18 protein-coding genes are annotated in these 19,662 nt (G+C 71.9%); 6 read left to right on the top strand and 12 right to left on the bottom strand.

Annotation, left to right across the window (positions count from 1 at the left end):
- Positions 1-189 precede the first annotated feature (189 nt).
- The 3 genes from IPQ09_01450 to IPQ09_01440 are packed head-to-tail and all read right to left on the bottom strand — an operon-like array spanning position 190 to position 3,761.
- Positions 190-2,262, bottom strand: coding sequence for a hypothetical protein (locus IPQ09_01450; GenBank protein ID MBL0192885.1), 2,073 nt, complete (start codon positions 2,260-2,262; stop codon positions 190-192).
- 60 nt (positions 2,263-2,322) lie between these two features.
- Entirely contained in the window at positions 2,323-2,628 is a 306-nt protein-coding gene (locus IPQ09_01445) for a hypothetical protein (protein ID MBL0192884.1), read from the bottom strand.
- Positions 2,629-2,666: 38 nt separating this feature from the next.
- Positions 2,667-3,761 carry a hypothetical protein gene (locus IPQ09_01440; GenBank protein MBL0192883.1) on the bottom strand — a complete coding sequence of 365 codons (1,095 nt, stop codon included), beginning with the start codon at positions 3,759-3,761 and terminating at the stop codon, positions 2,667-2,669.
- A gap of 280 nt (positions 3,762-4,041) precedes the next feature.
- Between IPQ09_01440 and IPQ09_01435 the strand changes: the two genes are divergently transcribed.
- Positions 4,042-4,356, top strand: a complete 315-nt coding sequence (locus IPQ09_01435) for a hypothetical protein (GenBank protein MBL0192882.1) — start codon at positions 4,042-4,044, stop codon at positions 4,354-4,356.
- Positions 4,357-4,432: 76 nt separating this feature from the next.
- Here IPQ09_01435 and IPQ09_01430 read toward each other — a convergent pair whose 3' ends face one another.
- Entirely contained in the window at positions 4,433-5,767 is a 1,335-nt protein-coding gene (locus tag IPQ09_01430; GenBank protein MBL0192881.1) for a hypothetical protein, read from the bottom strand.
- A 65-nt stretch (positions 5,768-5,832) separates the two neighbouring features.
- Positions 5,833-6,765: a rhomboid family intramembrane serine protease gene (locus tag IPQ09_01425; GenBank protein ID MBL0192880.1), complete on the bottom strand. Its 933-nt coding sequence runs from the start codon at positions 6,763-6,765 to the stop codon at positions 5,833-5,835.
- Between the two features lie 133 nt (positions 6,766-6,898).
- On the opposite strand from IPQ09_01425, the gene IPQ09_01420 reads away from it, so the two are divergent.
- Positions 6,899-7,960, top strand: coding sequence for a hypothetical protein (locus IPQ09_01420; protein ID MBL0192879.1), 1,062 nt, complete (start codon positions 6,899-6,901; stop codon positions 7,958-7,960).
- The gene (locus IPQ09_01415) at positions 7,941-9,128 is read left to right on the top strand and encodes a GGDEF domain-containing protein (GenBank protein ID MBL0192878.1); all 1,188 of its coding nucleotides are present in this window, start codon (positions 7,941-7,943) and stop codon (positions 9,126-9,128) included. The genes IPQ09_01420 and IPQ09_01415 overlap by 20 nt, the downstream gene beginning before the upstream one ends.
- Positions 9,129-9,140: 12 nt before the next feature.
- On the opposite strand, the gene IPQ09_01410 is transcribed toward IPQ09_01415, so the two are convergent.
- Entirely contained in the window at positions 9,141-9,596 is a 456-nt protein-coding gene (locus IPQ09_01410) for a hypothetical protein (protein MBL0192877.1), read from the bottom strand.
- A 72-nt stretch (positions 9,597-9,668) separates the two neighbouring features.
- Between IPQ09_01410 and IPQ09_01405 the strand changes: the two genes are divergently transcribed.
- Positions 9,669-10,289 (top strand): hypothetical protein, encoded by a 621-nt coding sequence (locus tag IPQ09_01405; GenBank protein ID MBL0192876.1) that lies wholly within the window; start codon positions 9,669-9,671, stop codon positions 10,287-10,289.
- A 39-nt stretch (positions 10,290-10,328) separates the two neighbouring features.
- Here IPQ09_01405 and IPQ09_01400 read toward each other — a convergent pair whose 3' ends face one another.
- Positions 10,329-10,967 carry a DUF3105 domain-containing protein gene (locus IPQ09_01400; GenBank protein ID MBL0192875.1) on the bottom strand — a complete coding sequence of 213 codons (639 nt, stop codon included), beginning with the start codon at positions 10,965-10,967 and terminating at the stop codon, positions 10,329-10,331.
- A gap of 107 nt (positions 10,968-11,074) precedes the next feature.
- On the opposite strand from IPQ09_01400, the gene IPQ09_01395 reads away from it, so the two are divergent.
- Positions 11,075-11,986: a YihY/virulence factor BrkB family protein gene (locus IPQ09_01395; GenBank protein MBL0192874.1), complete on the top strand. Its 912-nt coding sequence runs from the start codon at positions 11,075-11,077 to the stop codon at positions 11,984-11,986.
- An 11-nt stretch (positions 11,987-11,997) separates the two neighbouring features.
- On the opposite strand, the gene IPQ09_01390 is transcribed toward IPQ09_01395, so the two are convergent.
- The 5 genes from IPQ09_01390 to IPQ09_01370 all read right to left on the bottom strand — a co-directional run bounded on the left by IPQ09_01390 (position 11,998) and on the right by IPQ09_01370 (position 18,427).
- Positions 11,998-12,909, bottom strand: coding sequence for a trypsin-like serine protease (locus IPQ09_01390; GenBank protein MBL0192873.1), 912 nt, complete (start codon positions 12,907-12,909; stop codon positions 11,998-12,000).
- 192 nt (positions 12,910-13,101) lie between these two features.
- Positions 13,102-13,962, bottom strand: a complete 861-nt coding sequence (locus IPQ09_01385) for an outer membrane beta-barrel domain-containing protein (GenBank protein MBL0192872.1) — start codon at positions 13,960-13,962, stop codon at positions 13,102-13,104.
- A gap of 20 nt (positions 13,963-13,982) precedes the next feature.
- A complete protein-coding gene (locus IPQ09_01380; protein ID MBL0192871.1) occupies positions 13,983-14,681 on the bottom strand; it encodes an outer membrane beta-barrel domain-containing protein in 699 nt (232 codons plus the stop codon).
- A 554-nt stretch (positions 14,682-15,235) separates the two neighbouring features.
- On the bottom strand, positions 15,236-16,561 hold the full coding sequence (ftsY, locus tag IPQ09_01375; protein ID MBL0192870.1) for a signal recognition particle-docking protein FtsY: 1,326 nt from the start codon (positions 16,559-16,561) through the stop codon (positions 15,236-15,238).
- 63 nt (positions 16,562-16,624) lie between these two features.
- Complete coding sequence (locus tag IPQ09_01370) at positions 16,625-18,427, bottom strand: hypothetical protein (GenBank protein ID MBL0192869.1); 1,803 nt, start codon at positions 18,425-18,427, stop codon at positions 16,625-16,627.
- Positions 18,428-18,721: 294 nt separating this feature from the next.
- Here IPQ09_01370 and IPQ09_01365 point away from each other — a divergent pair, with 294 nt between their 5' ends.
- Positions 18,722-19,552 (top strand): HEAT repeat domain-containing protein, encoded by an 831-nt coding sequence (locus tag IPQ09_01365; protein ID MBL0192868.1) that lies wholly within the window; start codon positions 18,722-18,724, stop codon positions 19,550-19,552.
- Positions 19,553-19,662 lie beyond the last annotated feature (110 nt).

The following is a 19,662-nucleotide window of genomic DNA, read 5'->3' as shown; positions in this document are numbered from 1 at the left end:
GCGGCGCATGTGCGGGCCCCGGTGGCATGGACGCGGACGGGGCACACGCGGCGCCGAGCAGCGGAGCGACCGCGAGGGCGAGGGCGACCGCGAGGGGAGGCGCGAGGGGACGTCGCAACGATGGCATCGTCATGGGTCCTCTCTCCGACACCGCCCGCTGGACGAAGGTTCCCGCGTCGCGGCTGCGGTCTACGGAGGGGAGACTCGGCCCTTTGGATCGTCCGCCAGGTTGCGGAGAAACTTCGCGATCTGGCTCTTCGCCTGCGGGTTGTCGTACGCCACGAAATGGCCGTCGGAGGTGCCGCGCGGGGCGAACTGCGCGAGCACCCCCGTGGCGCTGCCCCCCGCGAGGTTGCCCGAGAGGCCCTCGGGCGGGACCGTCACGTCGCCGAGGCCCGCGTACTTCGCTTCACGCAGGGGGAACACGCCGGGCGCCTGTCGCGGCAGCCCGAGCGCCACCGCGCCGACCTCGATCCCGTGGGGTGGCGCGTAGCTGTCGCCCTTGCCGTCGGGGCCGATGCCCTCGGTCTCGAAGATGCTCTTCGCGGCGAAGCCGTCGCGCGGTCGCTGGATGATGCGGCCCATGTAGTGGAGCGGATCGGTCGTGTCGACGATGGCCTGCGCGAGGTTCGCGACGGGGTGGAACAGGTCGAGCTCTTTCGCCTCCTCCGGATCGGTGAGCGACAGCAGCGTCTTCAGTGCCCCGGCGACGCTCGGCTTCGGCTCGGTCTTCTCGAGGAGCGCGATCGTGATGAGGCTCCCGGTGCCGCTCAGGATGCCGCCACGCGCCGAGGGATCGGCGGCGAGGAACAGCGGGCCGTTCAGACCCCCCTGCGAGTGGCCGTAGAACAGCACGCGCTTGCCGTCGAGCTTCACCTCTTTGCCCGAGCGCGACACCGTGGCGGGCACCGAGAACGAGCTCTCGGTGAAGAGCCTCGCCTCTTGCGCGACGTCGATCGCCGACTGGCGCCCGTTCGTCCGCGCGGCGGTGGGGTTGTTCAGGTTGAAGAACAGGAGCTGAATGTTGCCCTCCTTGTTCGGGTCGGAGTCCGGTGGCGCTCCGGGCCGAGTCCCGTGAAAGATCTGATCTGTTCCGATCGTCGCCAGACACGACTCGGCCAGCATGGGCGCCACGCTCCGCGACATGATGCTGCGGTAGTCGCCGCCGGTGCCGTGCGCGTAGATCACGATGGGGTAGCCGGCGGGCGGCTCGGGGCACTTCTCGGCGTTCGGGACGACCAGGGCGAAGCGCACGCTGAACGTGCCCTGGAGCACCGGCTTGCGCGCGTCGCCCGTGCCCTCGAACACGAACTCGCCGCCGGTCTTCGCGAACGGGACCTCGCCGCGTTGGTAGTTCGGCGTGGGGCCGTAGTTGCCCTCGTACACGTCGTACGTGGCCGCCTGGTCCTTCGCCACGACGTCGGTCGCCTTCGGCGCGGGCACCTGGGTCTTCAGCGAGTCGACGATGCGGAACAGGTCTTCGGTGGGATCGTTGGTCGTGAAGACCGCGAGGTGCACGATGGCGTCCCGCGCGATCCCGGCCGTCGCGAGGGCCTCGAGCGCGGGGCCGTAGGCGGCGCGGGCGGCCGCGCTCCGCTCGGTGGCGGGGCGAGCGCCGAGGACCTCTCGGAGATCGTCGGACGCCGTGAGCGCCTCGCCCGAGGTGGTGCGGAGGGCCCTCGTGCCCACGAGCGCGTAGCGAGTGTGCGGCCGGAGCGGCATGCCCGGGAGCGGCAGCACGGAGAGCGTGTCCTTCGGGATGTAGACCCCCGCGGCGGCGCGGAAGCTCGTCTCGATGGGGCGCCGCTTGCCAACCTCCGGGGACTTCGGATCGACGTCGACGAGCTGGATCGCCGACTCGGCTCGCGTCGCGTCACCGGGGTCTCGAGGAAGCGATGCTGGGTCCAGATCGTGCGTGAAGCGCAGGTAGATCGCGCCCGCCGGAGAGAACCCGTCGAGCAGCCCCCGCGTCGCGGCCACGTAGTCGCGGAGCAGGACCGACTCGAACGGGTCGAAGAAGCCCTCGTAGACGACCTTTCCTTCAGCGTCGCGGCGCAGATCGCTCGGGAACGGGTGGTCGAGGAAGCGCTCGGCCCGCAGGTCGGTGAGGGCGCTCGGCAGCACGAAGATGCTCGCGGGCGCGGGGGGCGCGGGCGCCGGATCGGCGACGGACGAGCACGCGGCGGCGAGCGGGAGCAGCGCGAGGAGCGAAGCGAAGGATCCGACCGATGGCGCGAACCCGCGCAGGGAGCGGCGAAGCATGCGGCGAAGCATACTCGGAAGTCCCCCGCGGGCGAGCCACGCGTGGGCCTCGGGCGAGCCCTACTTGATGTACTCGATCGTCGGCGCAGGCGTGGGCGTGCTCGGATCCGGACCGTCGTGCGCGACCCAATACCCGAAGAGCGCCACGATCAGCGTCGCCGCGAGCAGAAACAGCCACTTGGCGAGCGGATCGGGGCTCGTTCGGCGCACGAGCGCGAGCGCCGCGTCTCGAACGGGGCCTTCGGGGGAGCGCGCCGCGAGGGCGCCTCCTTCGTCGCGCACGCGCCGGTAGTCGCCCGCCTCGAAGGCCGCCGTGAGCGCCCGGAGCGCAGGGTCGGCCGGGAAGTCGCGCGCGAACGCGGGCACGCGCCCATCTGGGGACACGCCTCGCGCGTCGCCCTCGCTCACGCGACCTGGCGGGCGGGCCGCACGAGCGCGCCGAACGAGAGCGCGGTGTGGACCAGCGTGGGGTGAAGGCCCGGCGCCGCGAGGCCCGGCGTGAGCTCGCTCGAGGGGAACATCTGCGCGAACGCGGGCGCACGCTTCACGCGCGAGGCGACGGCGCGCTCGAGCAGCATCGAGGTGTACTGCTGCGCGAGGCGCTCGGGGGTGTTCGAGTTGGGCAGCACGTCGAGCCCCTGCGCCCGCGCGGTCGCCGAGAGGCCGGCGATGCGGCTCTCGACGGGCGACCAGTTGTCGGCGCACGTGCCGTTCTCGCTGATGCCCCACACGCCGCCGTCGGTGTTCACGAACAGGGTCTGGTTGCCGACCGTGTGTCCGGGCGTGCGCAGCAACATCACTCCGTCGCCGAGGGCGAGGTCGGAGGTCGTGAGGGTCACGCGCTCTTCTCGCACGCCTCGCTTGCCGTCGGCCACGAACCACGCGCGCTGCAGCGGGTGGAGGTCGTCCCACCCCTGCCACTCGGCGGCGGGAGCGAGCAGCGTCGCGTTGGGGAAGCGCGGCGCCCTGGCGCCGTCGCGGGTCCCGAGGAGCGAGCGCAGGTCCTGGGTGTGGAAGTGGTCGAACGCCACGTAGTCGATGTCGGTCGCCGCGAGGCCGAGCTTGGAGAGCTGCGCCTCCAGGGGCTCGAAGGACCGCGCCATCCACGCGGAGAGGCGCGGCCCGGCCTCGGCCGCGAGGCGCGCGAAGAAGGGGGTCGCACGGGACGCCTCGGCGTCGGTCGGGTTGAAGAGGAGGGTCTTCGGCGCGCCGTGCTCGAGGAACTGCACCAGCACGCAGCGGTGCGTGAGCGTGACGAACGGCGCGGGCGAGAAGGCCGAGCCCCCGAGGGCGTAGCGGGTAGGGTAGGGGAGCGTCGTCAGCGGCAGGGTGCGCACGGCGATGACGCGCGGTCCGCTGGCGAACCGCTCGCCGATCGCCTCACCGGCGCTCAGCACCGCGCGGAGCTGGGCGGCGTACCCGCGCGTGTCCCACGCGGACTCGAGGGGCGAGAGCTCGGTGCTCGCCAACTGACGGGCTGTCGCGGCGTGAAGCGGCATGGCGCAAGGCTAGTTCACGACCCACCGTCCGAACACACATTCATGCCCTCCTCTCTTCGGTCGGGCGGCATGGATAGGCCGCCCGCCGTCGGCGCCTCGACCGCACGAACGTCAGGCGGACGCCCACCGTCGCCCCCGGGATTCATTCAGGATTTCACGGCCTCATTTGCGATCTCGCGTCTCGCCCCCGATTGGGCTGGACGCCGGGCAATTCGGTGGTAAGGCCGTGCGACCGGGGCGATCATCGCGGGGGGCGCGGTGAGCCGGCAGGAGGTGGCTCATGGTACGACGACTCGGCATCGCGCTCGCGCTCGGTTTGTGGCTCACCCCCGCGACCCCGTTCAGCTCCGGCGTCGTTCACGCGGAGGAGCCCGCCGCGACCTCGCGGTATGTGCACGGCATCATCACCAGTGTCGACGGCGACCGCCTGACGATCGCCTCCACGCAGCAGACGGTGCGCGGCACGCTCGACCCCAAGCGCACGCGGGTCACGATTAACGGGAGGCCGGGCAAGCTCTCCGATCTCAAGCTGACCGCCCACGCCAAGGGCGAGCTCTGCCTCGACGACGTTTGGGTCGTGATCGACGCACACTGACACGGAGCGCTGGCCCGCGCGCCACGGCGTGCAGCGCGACCCGTTCCCCGGCCGGCCACCCAGCGCGGCCCTAGGGCTACGGGCGCGTCGCGATCGACGCGAAGCGCGCGGCGGGCGCCGAGCCCACGGCCTCCTCCGAGCCCCACGTGGTGCCGCGCAGGCGCAGGATCTTCACTCCGCCGCCCGCGAGCACGAAGGTGGCGATCGCGTCGTCGCCGCAGACGCCGGTGGCCACGCGCGGCACCGACGCGAGCGTGGAGCTCGAGAGCGCGACCGGCGCGCTCCACGAGGGCGCGGCGCCCGAGAGATCGACGAGGGCCGCGTATCCCTTGCCGTCCTGCCCACGGAACGTGAGCACGGCGCGGGTGGGCCCCGCCTTCGCGAGGAACACCTCCTCGTCGCTCGTGACGCCGGCCCCGACGGGCCCGTGGACCGTGAGCGTCTTGGTCGTCGCCGCGCGCGTGGAGCTCGTGAGGATCCGCGTCGCGCGGTCGACGTGGACCGCGAGGAGGTCGGCCGTCGCCCCGCCCGTGGCGAGGAGGGCGGGCGCGCCGCCGCAGCGTGAAACGCCACCGCCGCCGTTGGTGCCACACACCCAGGTGCCGGTCACGCTGGAGGCGGCCCCCCACGCGGCGCCCGTGCGCTCTTGGAGGTAGAGCGGGCCCTCGCTCGAGCCGCCGAAGCCGGCGATCACGGAGGCGCCCACGCCCACGAGGGACGGCGCCTCGAAGCCGAAGCTCTGGGGCGCACCGATCGCGGTCGGCGCGTCCCACGCCGCGCCATTCCATGGAGAATACGCATAAAGGAACGAGGCTTCTTGGAACGCGAGGTGCGCCGTGGTGCCGGTGATCGCGAGCGCCGGAGTGGAGCGCGCGGAGGCGGCGCCGACGCGTACCGGCGCGCTCCATGTGGTGCCGGACGAGGTCGTCGAGGAGAGCGCGTCGCCCGCGGCGCGGAACACGGCGACGAAGCCCGCGCCCAGCGCCGCTACCGCGGGCCCGCTCGCCGCGCTCGCGCCCGCGACGGCCTGCGTGGTCCACGCGCCGGACGTGTGGATCGCCGCGCTCAGCTGCGTGTCGTCGCCGGAGACGATCGCGACTTGTCCGGCGCACGACGGCGAGGTGTCGGCCGCGGCGTCGATGGGCGGCGAGAGCTGGTCCTGACCTGCGTCGACGGGCGGCGGCGTCGCGTCGGGCGTCGCGTCCACCGGCGGCGCGCCGTCGCGCGGGATCGGTGAGTCGGAGGCCGCGTCGACGAACACGGCGGCGTCGGGCGTGGCCGAGTCGGCGAAGTTGTCGCCGAACTCCTTCCGGTCGGTGCCGACCGCGCACGCGACGATCGCGGTCGGCGCAGCGAGCGTGGCGAGGGAGACGACGGCGAACAGCGTGGGGCGAGAGAGCTTGCGGCGCACGCTCGCATCGTACCATCGGGCAGCGCGGTTGGCTCGTCGGCCGGTGACCGCGCTGACACCGCGGCTCAGCGGCTCTGGCACCGCACCAGAATGCGGCCCGCGATCTCGACTGTGACCCGGTCGCGCCGCCCGAGGCGGAGCGCGCGCGTCGCGGCCTCGCGGGCAACGTCGCAGCGGCCCTCCGCCAGCGCACCCTCCGCGATCCGCAGGCGGTCGTCGCTGCCGAGGAACAGGTAGGGGTCGGTGAGATCGCGCCACGCCACGACGCCGCCCGTGCCGAGCACGAGGGCGATGCACCCGCCGACGACGAGCGCCTGTCCGCGCGGCGAGTAGCTGTACCCTCGCCGCCAGGACGCCGCGATCACGGCGCCCGCGACGGCGCCCCCGATGTGCGCGGCGTTGTCGAAGTGGGCGATGAAGCCGAGCGCGACGATGATGGCGAGCCAGCGCGCCATCGACGTGGTCAGCGGGCCGCGAGCCCCCTGCGTGCGGTAGCCGAGCACGGCGGCCGCGCCGATCACGCCGCAGATGGCCCCCGACGCGCCCGCGCTGAGGCGCTCGGTGGCCGTCCAGCCGACGAGCGCGCTCGCGGCGCTGCCGACCACGCCTGTCATGAGGAACAGGGGGAAGAACCGCGCCGGCCCGACGCTCCGCTCGACGAAGGGCGCGACCGAGCGCAGCGACATCAGGTTGAAGCCGATGTGGAGGAGGTCGAAGTGCAGGAAGCACGAGGCGAGCAGGGCCTCGACGCGGCCGTCTCCAACCGTCAGCGACGCGAGGTTCGCGCCGAACACGAGCATCGTGTCTTGAGGCATCCGGGCGATGGCCCCTGCCGAGCGCGCGTGCGCCGCGCACGCGAGGAAGACGAGCACGTTGAGCGCCACGATCGCGCGCGTGACCGGCGCGTCGCGCAGCTCCTTCGACCCGAGGACGAGCTCGCGCAGCCGCGAGCCAAGCGTGGCCTCGGGCTCCGGGGGAGGGTCGCTCGCGTGCGGCACCGCGAGAGGGTACGTCCTTCGGAGGCGGAAGGCACGTGGCGCGCGATCCGCAGCAATTCACCGACGCGCGTGAGGGCGACCCCGGAAATTGGGCCGCCCCTCGGGGCCTCTGATACCGACGTATGACCCGTTGATGGAACCGCTCGTCCGCGCCCTCCTCACGCTTCGCCGCGCTGCTCGACGAGGGGTCGTCCCGCTGACCGTGGGTGGGACTTCCGCCTACCTCGTGGTCGCTGGGCCCGCCCGGAGCCCCCTTGGGGACGGGCTGGCGCTCGCGGTGTTCCTCCTCGTGCTCGGGCGGGCGGCGCGAGCCCGCGCGCGGGTCACCGGAGAGGCGCCGTTCTCTGCCGACTTCGAGCTCGGCGCTCTCCTCGCGGCGCTCGTTGTTCAGGCGCTCGTCCGGCTGGATGGCACCCTCGACGGTCGCTTCGCGCCGGCGCTCTACATCCTCTTCGCGCTCGTGGCTGCGCTCGCTCGGCCGGGGGCCGCCATTTCGACGCTCGTGTTCGCGCTCGGCTACGAAGCGCTCGCGCGCCGCTTCCAGCTCGGTGAGGGGCTCGCCCCGCTCGCGCAGCGCGCAGGCTTCGGGCTGGCATTCACCGCGCTCAACGTGGGCTTCCTGCGCGCTGAGGTGGCCCGCGTCCGCTCGTCGTCGCGCGCGCGGCTCGACGAGGAGCTCGTGAAGTTGAAGGAGGACGCACGCAGCTACCGCCTCCTTGGCGCGGGCGAGGAGCGCGGCCGGCGCGACGGCGAGGGAGCCGGCGATCTGCTGACGGAGGACCGCCTCGCGCGATCGAGCGTCGAGGAGATCCACCAGTCGGTTCACTACGCGCTCGAGCTGCTTCGCCGGACCCTGGAGCTTCACACCGCCGTGCTGCTCTGGAAGAACGACGCGGGGACGCACCTCCGCATCAGCGAGCTGTCGACCTCCTCCGACGAGGTGAACGACGCGCCGATGTCCGTGGGCGACGGCGTGCTCGGCGCGGTGACGGCCAAGCGCGAGCGCGTGGCGCTCGAGAACCTGAAGCCCAGCTTCAAGGTCCCCTACTACACGGGCGCTTGTCCCGTGCGCGCCCTCTGCGCCCTCCCCGTGGTCGACGAGACGGTCCGAGACGGCGCGTGGCGGCAAGCGCCCGGCCGCGAAGAGCGCCCCGCCCGAGTCGGCGCTTCGGGGCGTGCTCGTCATCGATCGTAAGGAGAACCGGCCGTTCTCTCCGCACGAGCAGGAGCTCGCGGCGCAGGCCGCCCGGTACTGTCTTCGCGCCATCCAGAACGAGCGCGTGTTCCTGCAGCTCGAGCGCGCCAAGGTCGAGCAAGGCAAGCTCTATCGGGCCGCCCAGGCGCTCGGGGCGGCGCTCAGCGAGAAGGAGGTCGTCGAGGCGGGGGTGAAGGCGGCGCGCGAGATCGCGAGCTTCGACCTCGCGGCCGTGACGATGTGGGACGACACCACGAAGACCCACGAGATCGTCGCGGCAGAGAGCGAGGGCGGCGTGGTGGAGGCGTACGTCGGCGCTCGCTTCGCGCACAACACCGGCCTCGTCTCGATGGTGGTGCAGAACCGTTTTCCGCTCCCCTACAAGGGTGAGTACGATCCGCAGCACCAGGTGGTGCTGGGCAAGCGCTTCGCGTGGCCGAAGCTCCCGAGCCTCCTGGTCCTTCCGTTGGTGCTCCACGGGCGCCCGCTGGGCACCCTCATCCTCGGGGCGAAGCGCCGGAGCGCGTTCGGCGACTCGGTCCGTCCGACCTTGGAGGTGCTCGCCAGCCACCTCGCCGTCTCCCTCTCGAACGCGCGCATGGTGGCGAAGCTCGAGACGATGGCCACCACGGACGGCATGACCGGCCTCCTGAACAAGCGCGCGATGCTCGAGGCAGCGCACGAGAAGGTCGTGTCGGCGACGCGCTTCGGGCGCAAGCTCTCGGTGCTGGTGACGGACATCGATTTTTTCAAGAAGGTGAACGACACCTACGGGCACGACGTCGGCGACGTCGTCATCAAGGGGCTCGGCGAGATCCTGAAGCGCCAGAAGCGCACGACCGACATCGTCGCGCGCTTCGGCGGCGAGGAGTTCGTCGTCCTCTGCGAGCAGACCGACGAGGCCGGCGCCATGTTGCTCGCGGAGCGCATCCGCGAGGAGGTCGAGAAGACTACGTTCGCGACGGAGAACGGACCGCTCAACGTCACCTGCTCGATCGGCGTGGCGACTTTCCCGGAGGCTGGCAAGTCGTGGGAGGCGCTCTTCAAGGCCGCCGACGAGGCCCTCTATGTCTCGAAGCGTTCGGGGCGCAACCAGTCGAACGCTGCGCCCGCGATGCCGCGCGCGAGCGAGACGCGGCTGGCGAAGGAGCCCCGCCGCGCGGGGTGAGGCGAGCGTCGGCTATTTCTTCCGAGGGTACAGCGCGCAGCGACCCTCGAGACACCCGCACGTGTTGGCGTCGACGGAGTCGCAACGCAGAATCATGGTGCACGAGGTGCGCGGGGTGGGCGCCTTCGCCTTGGCCTTCGCGACGCACGCCTCGGCGTGGCAAGGCGTGGCCGGCGCGCAGTCGGCGTCTTGGGTGCAGGCGTCCTCCGAGACCACGGGAGCGCACAGGGCGCAGCCGCAGAGCGGGAGCGTGACGCGGGGCGGGCGCGCGGCCTTGGGTGCCGCTTCGCCCGCATCCGTCGCCGCCGAGCCGGCAGACGAGGCCGACGAGGACGGCGCAGGTGACGTCGGAGGGGACGGCGCGGGGCCCGCGGGGGGCGGGGTCGTGGCGCAAGCCGTGGCGGCCGCGACGAGCGCGGCGAAGAGAGAGGCGCGGAACGGGCGAGACGGGCGAGACGAGCGGCGCATGCCCCGTGATACCGCAAGGCACCCCGCTCGCCACGCCTTTACACGCCGAAGGCAGGCGCCCAGAATGCTGGCATGGGCGACGACGACAAGAAGGATGTCTTCTCGGAGGTCAGCGACAGCCTCGGCGCGTTCTTCAAGCGCGCGAAGGCAGCCGTCGAGCAAGTGCCGACCGAGAAGCTCGAGAAGGCTGTCCTGTCCTCGGCGCACAAGGTCGAAGAGGCCGCGAAGCACGCGTCGGAGAAGGTGCCGATGGCGGCGCTCGAGAGCGTGGTGCGCTCGGGTGTGCGCGTCGTGGAGACCGCCGCCAAGACGGCCGCGGCCAAGATGCCCGCGGACAAGCTCGAGGACGCCGTCGTCACGGGCGTGCGCGAGGTCGGACGCGCGATCGAGAGCGTCGCCACCACCCTCCAGCGCGAGGTGCTCGGGTCCGACAGACACGAGCCCGCGGGGGCCGCGCCGGAGGCGAGCTCGCCCGAGGGGGCTCCGACCGCCGCCAGCGTCGGGGCGGCCGCCCCGAGCGCCCCCGTTGGCGGCGTCCCGAGCGCGGTCGCGACGGAGGTTGCGCCGGCCCCGCAGGCATCGCCCGAGACCCCCGCAGCGCCCGCGGCGTCGGCCGCCCCGCAGGCGGCCCCTCACGTCCCCCATGGGGCGCCGCCTGCGCCGTCGGCCGACAATCCGCACGAGGGTCTCTGAGGCCGCCGGCGGCGAGTGGGGTGGCGGGAGAAAGCCGCTCTAGAACTGCGGCTGACCGTTGGCGCAGACCGCCTCGGGGCCTTGGCCGTAGTGCGCGTTGACGAACGCGTTCAGCGAAGGCTGATCGAGGCAGTCGGCCCTGTAGGTCCACCCCCAGGCGACGATCGCGAGCGGCACGTCGAGCAGCGGATCGGGCGTGATGATGGTCCGTACCCTCACCTCGGTGCCCGCGCAGAGGGGGTCGCTGGGGACCGACGCGACCGCTGCGCGCAGGCCCGCGACGTTGGCGGCGCACTCGGCGCCCGCGTCTTTCGCGGCGCAGTTGTGGAGCAGCACGACGGCGCCGTGCTCGAGATCGTGCACGTAATACCGACGATCGACGGGCGATGGGTACTCTTGGAACGCCGCCCAGATCGGGTAGTGCGGTCCGCTCGCAGGCGGGTTCGAGTTGTACGTGACGGGCGTGTCGATCGCCACGTGAGGGCTGTCGAGGAGCGCCGGCGTGTCGATTTCGATGCGGCACCTGGCGTCGATGATGATGGGCTTCGCGAGGCGGACCCGATCGGGCGAGGCGTCCGCCGAGGCGTCCGCGCTTGCGGCGTCGGAGGAGCACCCGCCCGCGGCCAGGAGCGCGCCCGGGACAAGGAGCGCGAGCAAGAGAAGCAAGGGACGGTTCACGCCGCGAGCTTGACACGGGGCGGGCGGGTGCGTCACATCCAAGCGTCCTCGCCATGTCGCAGCCCGAACCTCCGGCGAATCCGACTGCGCCGGCGTCGCCTGAGGGGGTGGCCCAGTCGCCGCCCGTTGGGAGACTGTCGCCGCCGCTCGACCCGTCCGCCCGCTGGGTCATGCGGCTCGGCCGCACGGTCCGTCGGCTCGCGGAGGGGCTCTACTACCACGACGGGCTCAGCGCCGCGCCCGCCATGGCGTTTCACTTCTTCCTCAGCCTCCTCCCGCTGGTGGTCGTGGCCGGTTGGCTGCTCGGCCGGTTCGCGCGCACGCGCGGTGTGGAGGCCTTCTTCGCGCCCGTGTTCACGTCGGCGCCCACGGCGGTCGTCACGATCTCGCGGGGAGAGCTCGAGCGTCTCGCCGCGGCCGACCTGAAGCTCGCGCCGCTCGCGCTCGGTGGCTTCTTCTGGCTCGCTTCGTCGGGCGTCCACGGCATGATGGACGCGTTCGAGCGCGCGCTGAGCGTGCCCACCCGCCGGCCCTATTGGAAGAAGAGGCTCCTCTCGCTCTGCTTCGTGGCAGGTGGGCTCGTCGCCGTGTGCGCCGTGTCGTTTCTCGCCGTGGGATGGGAAGCGATCGCGACGGCCGCGCACGACGTGCCGGCGGTGACCGGGGGGCTCCACATCCCCCCGTCCGCGGTCCGCTTGCGCGCCCACGTCGACAAGGCCCTCGGGCTCGGCGCGTTCTTCGCGTTCGCCGTGTGCGGCGTCGCCATCTTCTACCGGCTGGCCGTGGCCTACCCGATCGGGGTCCGTCGCCGCATCTGGCCCGGGGCGGTGCTCGCCATCGTGCTCTGGCTCGTGATCTCGTGGGCGTTCGGCCTCTACGTGGGCTCTCTCGGGCAGTATACGCTCTACTACGGGAGTCTCGCGGCGGTCGCCGTCCTCCTCGTGTGGTTCTGGCTCACGAGCCTCGCGCTGCTCATCGGCGCGGAGCTCAACGCGCAGCTCGAGGGCGCGCGCCGCTGACTCCTCGCACCTCATCGCGCCGCGCGCGCCTCGTCCGCTCGCTCCACCTCGCGCCGCGCGAGGTTCGCCGCGGCGACGCGCCGCGCGGTGACGAACGCGTGGGCGGCGAGGCGCGCGTACGCGTCGACCCGCGTGTACACGTGGTTTCCCGAGGCGAGACAGCTCCCGCCGCGCGACACGACGCCCACGACCTCTCCGGTGCGCGCGTCGAGCGCGGGTCCCCCGGAGTCGCCGCGGCAGGTCGCCTGGTCCACCTCGAACTCGCGGGGACCGAGCACCGCGCCCGTGCGCACGTTCGCGGTCGGCCCGATCGCGAGCACGCGGCTGTCGTTGCGCGCCACGCGGAGGCCCACGATGTTGTTCGGTCCCCCACCAAAGCCCACGGGCACGACCCAGTCGCCGGCCTCCACGGAGGCGTGGAGACGCATGGGGAGCACCCTCGCCCCTACGACGGGTCGGTCGAGCACGAGGAAGGCGACGTCGGCGTCGCAGAGCACTCGGCCCTTCGGGTGGAGCGTGCGCTCGGCGCGCGCGACGGGCGTGTCGACGTCGGGTCGAACCCGGCGGCCCACGTAGATCGTGATCCGCCCGGGGTCGACGTCGGCGGACAGGTGGACCCCGTTGTGCGAGTGCCCCTCGGCGTCGCACGCGGGCGTCGAGGTGAGGGCGCGCGTGACGCAGTGCCTCGCCGTGAGCACGAGGTTGGGGGCGACGAGCGCGCCCGAGCAGAGCGTCACGTGGTCGGCGCCGTCCTCGGCGGCCGTGGCGACGGCGACCACGCCTCGGGCCGCGTCGGCGAGGACCGCCGGCGAGACCTCGGGCGGACGCGCTCGCGCGCATCCCGGCGCCAGCAGCGAGAACGCGGAGGCCGCGAGGACCTCGGCCCAACCCAGGAGAGCGCCCGCTGACCACCCACGCTTCATCGTTCAAGTGTGACGCGGGCTCCCCCACAGGGAAGGGTAACTGGCGAAATTAGTTCATGATTGCTTGTGCTTGCACTGCGCCTAGGGTGCGCTACGGGGCGCGGCGGTGAGGTGTCACGGACGCGCCCGCGCACAAAAGGAAGACGGCGCGCACCCGAGAGGGCGCGCGCCGGCATCGGCACGAGGAAACGACTACTCGCTGAGCGAGGGCTGCGACGGGAACGCGAACCCGACTGAGAGCGTGATCATCTGGTTGAACTTGAAGGTCTGATCGTTGCTGTCGATCTTCTGATCGGGGAACTTGCCGTCGTTGCCCCCGCCGCGCTGGTCGAGACCCGCGCGGTTCCAGGAGTAGGGGAACGCGCGGTACTCGAGGCCGAAGTTCACGAGCTTGCTCGTGTAGAACTTGAACCCGAGGCCGAAGTTGGGCGAGATCGCGACGCGGGAGGTCATCGCCTTCACGTCCGTGGTGCACGCCCCGCTGGTGCAGTCGGCGCGCTCCTCGAGCCCGTGAAAGCCGAGGCCCAGGTGCAGGTAAAGGTCGGTGTCGACGAAGACCTTGCTGAGGAGCGCGAGCTTGCCGCGGAACGGCGCGATCTGGACCTGGGGAACGACCATCCAGGTCATCTTCGACACCTGCGCGCCGAAGTTCCGAACAGCGCCGTTCTTCGACGGGTTGTCCAGGTTGACCGCCGTCCGCGAGTTGCGCGGAGCAGAGTCGTTCACGTTGTCGCTCAGCGCGGTGAGCGGCGCGATGGCGCCGTAGCCGCCGTAGACGCCGAAGCCTAGCCAATCGAACGCGTTGTAGGTGGCCGTGGCGCCGACGACCATGGTCCGCCGGTACTCGTCGAGGAGCGTAAACGAGAACGCCGGGGCGATCTCGAAGCGTCCCTTGCGGTGCTGGCGGAGCTTGCGGACGGGCGGAGCCCCCGCGAGCGGGCCGGTGAGCTGAATCTCCTCGGCCTGCGCGGTGCGCTCGACCCCGAGCACGCCGAGCCCGACGAGCCCTGCGATACCGAGCGCGTACGCGCCACGGAAGTTACGCCGCTTCATGACAGTCCTCTCTCGCGCGCTCATTTGGGCAACCGGTACTCGAAGCCGAAGGGCAAGAAGACGCTCACCCCGAGCTGGGCCTGGATGTGGTTCGTGAGCGGCTTGTCGCCGAGCCACGTGTTCGAATCCGTCTGCTCGGCTTGCGTTCGGCCGACCTGGATGTTCTCGAGCTGCTCAACGTAGATGTGATCGCGGAGCTCGAGGGTCGCCGCGAACCACTTGTTGAACGCGATGCGGAAGCCGACGCCGACGTTGAAGTCGATCTTCGGCTTGAAGTCGAACTTGCGGTTGTCGGGGTCGATGACCGCGATCGGACGAGTCGACAGGGCGCCGACGCCGCCGAGCGCGTAGACGTCGTAGTTGAAGATGAAGGCGTTGAACCCCGAGAACTTGCCGTAGATGGGGACGTACGAGAACTGTACGGCCGCGCTCCACTGGTACTCGGTGAGCGGAACCGCGACGCGGGTCGCGCGGCGGTTCTGGAAGTTGAAGTCCGAGTCGACGTTCAGGCCGGCGAACAGGTTGCCGTTGATGCCGACCGCGAGGACGTTGGTGAGGTAGTAGTTCGCGGTGAGGCCGAACGCGGGGTGGCTCACGAACTGGTCGTTCAGCGTGAACGCACCGTACGGGTTCACCTCGACGCGGCCCTTCTTCAGGGCGAACTCCTGCTCGACCGCGTACACCTCGGCCGCCACCTTCTTGTCGGCGAGGGCCTTGATGTCCGACTGCTTGGGGCAGGCGGTCGGGTCGATGTCGCAGATGCCTCCCGACACTCCGCCCGCAGGCGGCGTGGCTGGCTGATCTGGCGGCGGCGTGTCTGGCTTTTTCGGCGCGTTCGGATCGTCGATCTCGATCGCGTCACCCCCCGCCGCGGGCGCCGCGGGAGCACCTGCCGCCGGAGCCGCCGGGGGCTTCGCCGCCGGAGCCGCCGGGGGCTTCTTGCCGCCCTTCTGAGCGAACGCCACCTGCGGCGTGGCCACGAGCGCCGACACCGCGAGAAGGCAGCCCGCCACGCGGCGAATGCCCTTCATCTGCCCTAGGCAACCTCGGCGTGTCGCACCGCCGGAAGTGGTCAGGGTATTCCCAGCCTGCTTCATCGCAACCCCTTCTGCCGCTCTACCCTGCACGGTGCGCAACTAACGAAAACGATTAGGGATTCAGGCGTACAGCGAAAGTGCGCGGGACTATACCATGCGCGTTTTCGAGCTTCAACGACAATCCTTCTGCACGCGGTGAACTTCGCATTTGCTGCCTGAATCGGAGGGTTCTTGGATCACTCGTCGGAGCTCTCGCCGGCCGTATCGCTCTGGCCGAACAGCGCCTCGACGAAGTCGTCGGCGTGAAACTCTCGGAGGTCCTCGGCCCGCTCACCGAGCCCGATGTAGCGCACCGGGATCTTGAGCTCGTCGCAGATGCCGAGCACGATGCCGCCCTTCGCCGTCCCGTCGAGCTTCGTCAGGACGATGCCCGTGAGGTCGACAGCCTCCTTGAAGAGCTGGGCCTGGGTGAGCGCGTTCTGCCCCGTGGTGGCGTCCAGCACGAGGAACGTCTCGTGGGGCGCGCCGTCCATGGCCTTGGCGATGGTCTTTCGGATCTTCTTGATCTCGTCCATGAGCGGCGCCTTCGTGTGGAGGCGCCCGGCCGTGTCCACGAGAAGGACGTCGAAGTTGCCGTCCTTCGCGCGCGTCGTCGCCTCGAAGGCGACGGCGCCCGGATCGGCGCCCTCTTTGCCGCGGATCACCTCCGCACCCACGCGCTTGCCCCACACCTCGAGCTGCTGGACGGCCGCCGCGCGGAACGTGTCGCCCGCGGCCAGCGCCACCTTCTTGCCGTCGGCGTTCCACTTGGTGGCGAGCTTGCCGATGGTCGTGGTCTTGCCCACGCCGTTCACGCCCACCATGAGAAGGACGAGGGGCCTGCCGGCGACGCGGGCGCGCGGCTCGACCGACAGAATGGCGGAGGCCTCGGCGCGCAGCGCGGCCCACACCGCGTCCACGTCGTCGAGCTCCTTCTTTTCCAGGCGCTCGCGGAGCCGCTCGAGGATCGCGCTCGTCGTCTTGATGCCGACGTCGCTGGAGAGCATGACCTCCTCCATTTGCTCGAGGATCGCCGGATCGATCTCCTTCTTGCCCGTGAAGAGCGCGGTCAGGCGCGCGATGAAGCCCTTGCGGGAGGCCTTCAGCCCCTTGCGCAGGCCGAGCACGTCGCGCTTCGACGTGGGCGGCGCCACGAGCGGGGCCTCGACCACGATCGGCGCGATGGGGGCGATGACGACGGGCGGGGCCTCGGCGGCCGGTTCGCGTTGCGACTTCGCCTGCGGGGCCTCCACCGCGGTGGTGGCGAGGGGTGCGGGCTCGGCCTTCTTGGCGGGCTCGGCCTTCTTGGCGGGCTCCGGCTTCTTCTCCGGCTCGGCCTTCTTGGCGGCGGGCTTGTCGGCCTTCTTCGCGGTGTCCGCGGCGCCAGCCGGCTTCTTCTCGGGGATGGGCTTCTTCGCGGGCTCCGCGGGCGGGAGCTCTTCCGGCGCTTTCTTGGCGAACGCGAAGTAGGCGATGGCTGCCACGACGGCCAGCACGATGATGACGATAACGATTGGATTCATCGCGCTCCTTGGTCCCGACGCGAGGGACGGGCCTCACCTTATAGAAACTGCGTCCGCCGCATGTCAAACGCGCTTCGGCACCTTCGCCAAATCTGGGCGTGGATCGGCCGCCGCGCGGGGGCCCGCGCCGTCGCGCGCGAGGAGATCCGGCCGCGGAGCGAGCTCCAGCACGTCCGCTTCGGCCCGCTCGTCGACGCTCTGATGGTCGTAGGCGGCCCGCTCGACCGCGGCCGCCCACGCGGCCACGCCCGCATCGCGCCCCCGGGCCGCACGGCGAACGTGGCCTGGAGTGGGCTCCGGCCGCGCATCGTAGGGTCCGCCGACGCGCCGGGCCCAACCGACGAGCCGCTCCACGAGGCGACGCTTGCGCGTGATGAGGGCGATGCGGAGGGCGCCGGGTTGCGGCAGCGCCTCATCGAAGCGCGCGTGAAAGGGGCCCTCGGCCGCGAGCGAGTCGCCCGGGAGCTTGGCCTCCAGCACGAACGAGAAGCGTCCCGCGTCGTCGGTCACCGCGTCCGCGAGGGTCTCGACGCCGGCGAAGGTGCGCCGCTCGACGCGCACCCGTACGCGCGCGAGAGGCACGCCCTCGTGGGCGTCTTCCACCGTGCCGGTGTACTCACCGCGGCGCGCGGTGCCCGCGGCGTGCGGCACGACCTCGAGCGACGCCCGCTCCGTCGGGACGCGCGCCGCCCCGGCGCCTTCTCCTCCTCGCGCCGGCGAGGGCACGGCGCGTCTCCGGCCGGCCACGAGCCACCCGACGAGGAGCAGGCCGGCGATCGCGAGCGGCGCGCGCGACCACGAGCTTGGCCCGCGCAGCGCGAGCTCTCCCCGCACCTCCGGACCCGCGAGGTGCCAGGGGGACTGCGGCAGGTAGCGCACACGCACCTCGCGCGTGCCGCCGCCCTCCGCGGAGAACGTCACCACGAGGTTGGCGCGCCCGCCCTCGACGCGCGCGGCCCCAACGACGACGTCGCCGACGGTCGCCTCGACGACACCCTCCGACACGGGGCCCGCGGCGGTCGTCGCGAGCACCTCGATCGGGATGCCCTCCTCCGGGTTCGACGGGCTGCTCGGGCCCTCCAACGTGGGCGAGCGCAACGTGACCCGCGAGTGGATCTCGATGGGCGTGCGCGCCTCCGCCGAGACCGCGTCCGCGTCGCCGGCGAAGGCCAGCACGAGGTGCGTCCCACGCGGCGGGCCGAGGCGCTGCGTCTCGACGTCGATGGCGGCGCGCCCCCGCGCGTCCGTCGTCGCGGTCCCCAGCGGAATCGGCGCGCCGCCGCTCGAGCCCTCGATCGCGAGCGTCAGCGGGAGCCCCGCCAGCGGCTGCGCCACCCCCTCGTCGTCGGTCTCCGCGCTCGCGAAGAAGCGCGCGGGTGTTCGCTCGAGTGACACGGTGCGTGGGCGAGGCTCGAACGCGAGGGAGACCGCGCGGCGACCAAGGTCGACGGGCACGCTGAGCGTGGTCCCCTCGAGGAGGGGCGCGCCCTTCCACGCGAGCGTCGCGATGAAGCGCTCCTTCTCGAGGCGCGCGCGCACGCAAAATCGCCCGCTGCCGTCCGTGGCGATCTCGAGGCCGCGGGTGCGGCCGGTGATGAGCCCGACGCCGCACGAGTGCGCCGCGCGGAGCGCCTCGTCCGTCGCGGGGTCCGCGCCGCCGTTGGCGTCCCGCCGCGCGAGGGTGAGCGCGACGATCTGCTTTCCGAGCGCCTCACCGACGTCGTCGCGGAGCACGCCCTCGACCACGAGATCTCCGCGATCGCGCCTCACGCGCGCGTCGAACGCGCTGTGTCCGCGGACGGTGATGCGCTCGGCGCGCGCTTCGGCGCAGGCGAGCGAGGCCGCCGCGAACGCGAGCGCCGCCAAGGGGCGGTGGGCACCCGCCGCGGAGAGCGTCTCGCGCCGTGGGGCGCGGGGTGAACATTCCGCTCGCGTCACCGTCCAACCGGGCTGCCAATGGCTTCCATCAGGTGCTCTCCACGGCAGGCGCGCTCCACCAGCGCTGCGAGCATCTTTCCAGACCCTCGCCCCTGTCCAGGGGAAAGCGTTCGGTGTACCTTGAAACCACCCATGACGCGCGCGCCTTGGCTTTCCGCGGGGAACCGCTCGACCGTGAGTGGCGCTTCGCCCCCTGGCCGCGCGCGCGTTTGGCTTTCGCGCGTGGGGCGGCTCGCGACGGTCGGGGCGCTCATCGCCACGGTCCTGAGCCCCTCCCTGGCGGTCGCCGACGTCCCAAGCGTCGCGGAGCTCGTGCCCAAGCTGCAGTCGCCCGACGCGCGCGTGCGGGCTGCGACGGTGCTCCAGCTCGGCGCGACCGACGCCGACGACGCCGTGCCCCCGCTCTGCAAGGCCTTGTCCGACGACACCGAGATCGTCCGTATCGCGACGGCGACGGCGCTGCGACGCCTCGCGCGACCGTCGGCGCTCACCTGCCTGCGCGAGCGCCTCACGAGCGAGCCGGCCGAGGGCCCGAAGCTCCAGATGGCGCGAGCGGTGCAGAGCCTCGAGGCGCGCCCGGCCGCTCCGTCGCCCCCGCCGGCTGGCGCATACGAGCCGCCGAGCCATCCAGGCGCGAAGTACTACGTCGCGCTCTCCCCCGTGACCTCGGCGAGCGATCGCCCCGCGACCGAGGTGGAGGCGGTCGTGCTTCGGGCCGTCCGCGCGAAGCTGGAAGAGCAGGCCGACTTCCAGCTCGCGCCCGCGCGCGAGACGCCGGAGGCCGCGCGCAAGGCCCTGGCCGCCAACAAGAAGAAGAAGGGCTTCTTCCTCTCCATCTCGGTCGAGAAGTTCGACTACTCGGGCGGAAATCTCCGCACCAAGGTGAACATCGCGGTGTTCTCTTACCCCGCGAAGGCGCTCATCGCGCCCATCGGGAACGGGGCGACGATGTCGGGCGTGGCGCCGGGCAGCCACGCGGCAGAGGACCAGCTCCTCGCGGCGCTCGCCAGCGCCGCCGTGAAGCAGTTCGTGGCCAACGCCGGCAACATGTGACCGCGCCGCCCTCGGCCGCCCTGAGTGGCCCACCCGCGGCCAAAGAATAGCCAAGCGCCACGCGAACGGGCACGATACGCGTGGGCGCGGTCTTGCGCGCTCGCACCCCG

The sequence above is a fragment of the Myxococcales bacterium genome (assembly GCA_016720545.1).
In the GTDB taxonomy this organism is placed as follows: domain Bacteria; phylum Myxococcota_A; class Polyangia; order Polyangiales; family Polyangiaceae; genus JAAFHV01.
Note: the sequence above shows the minus strand (reverse complement) of the source record. Positions and strands in the feature narration are given on the sequence as shown.

Excerpts from the sequence above, each read along its gene's own strand:
- IPQ09_01435 (MBL0192882.1), top strand. The coding sequence starts at position 4,042 with ATGGTACGACGACTCGGCATCGCGCTCGCGCTCGGTTTGTGGCTCACC.
- IPQ09_01405 (MBL0192876.1), top strand. The coding sequence starts at position 9,669 with ATGGGCGACGACGACAAGAAGGATGTCTTCTCGGAGGTCAGCGACAGC.
- IPQ09_01390 (MBL0192873.1), bottom strand. The coding sequence starts at position 12,909 with ATGAAGCGTGGGTGGTCAGCGGGCGCTCTCCTGGGTTGGGCCGAGGTC.
- ftsY (MBL0192870.1), bottom strand. The coding sequence starts at position 16,561 with ATGAATCCAATCGTTATCGTCATCATCGTGCTGGCCGTCGTGGCAGCC.
- IPQ09_01420 (MBL0192879.1), top strand. The coding sequence starts at position 6,899 with ATGGAACCGCTCGTCCGCGCCCTCCTCACGCTTCGCCGCGCTGCTCGA.
- IPQ09_01410 (MBL0192877.1), bottom strand. The coding sequence starts at position 9,596 with ATGCGCCGCTCGTCTCGCCCGTCTCGCCCGTTCCGCGCCTCTCTCTTC.
- IPQ09_01385 (MBL0192872.1), bottom strand. The coding sequence starts at position 13,962 with ATGAAGCGGCGTAACTTCCGTGGCGCGTACGCGCTCGGTATCGCAGGG.
- IPQ09_01450 (MBL0192885.1), bottom strand. The coding sequence starts at position 2,262 with ATGCTTCGCCGCTCCCTGCGCGGGTTCGCGCCATCGGTCGGATCCTTC.
- IPQ09_01440 (MBL0192883.1), bottom strand. The coding sequence starts at position 3,761 with ATGCCGCTTCACGCCGCGACAGCCCGTCAGTTGGCGAGCACCGAGCTC.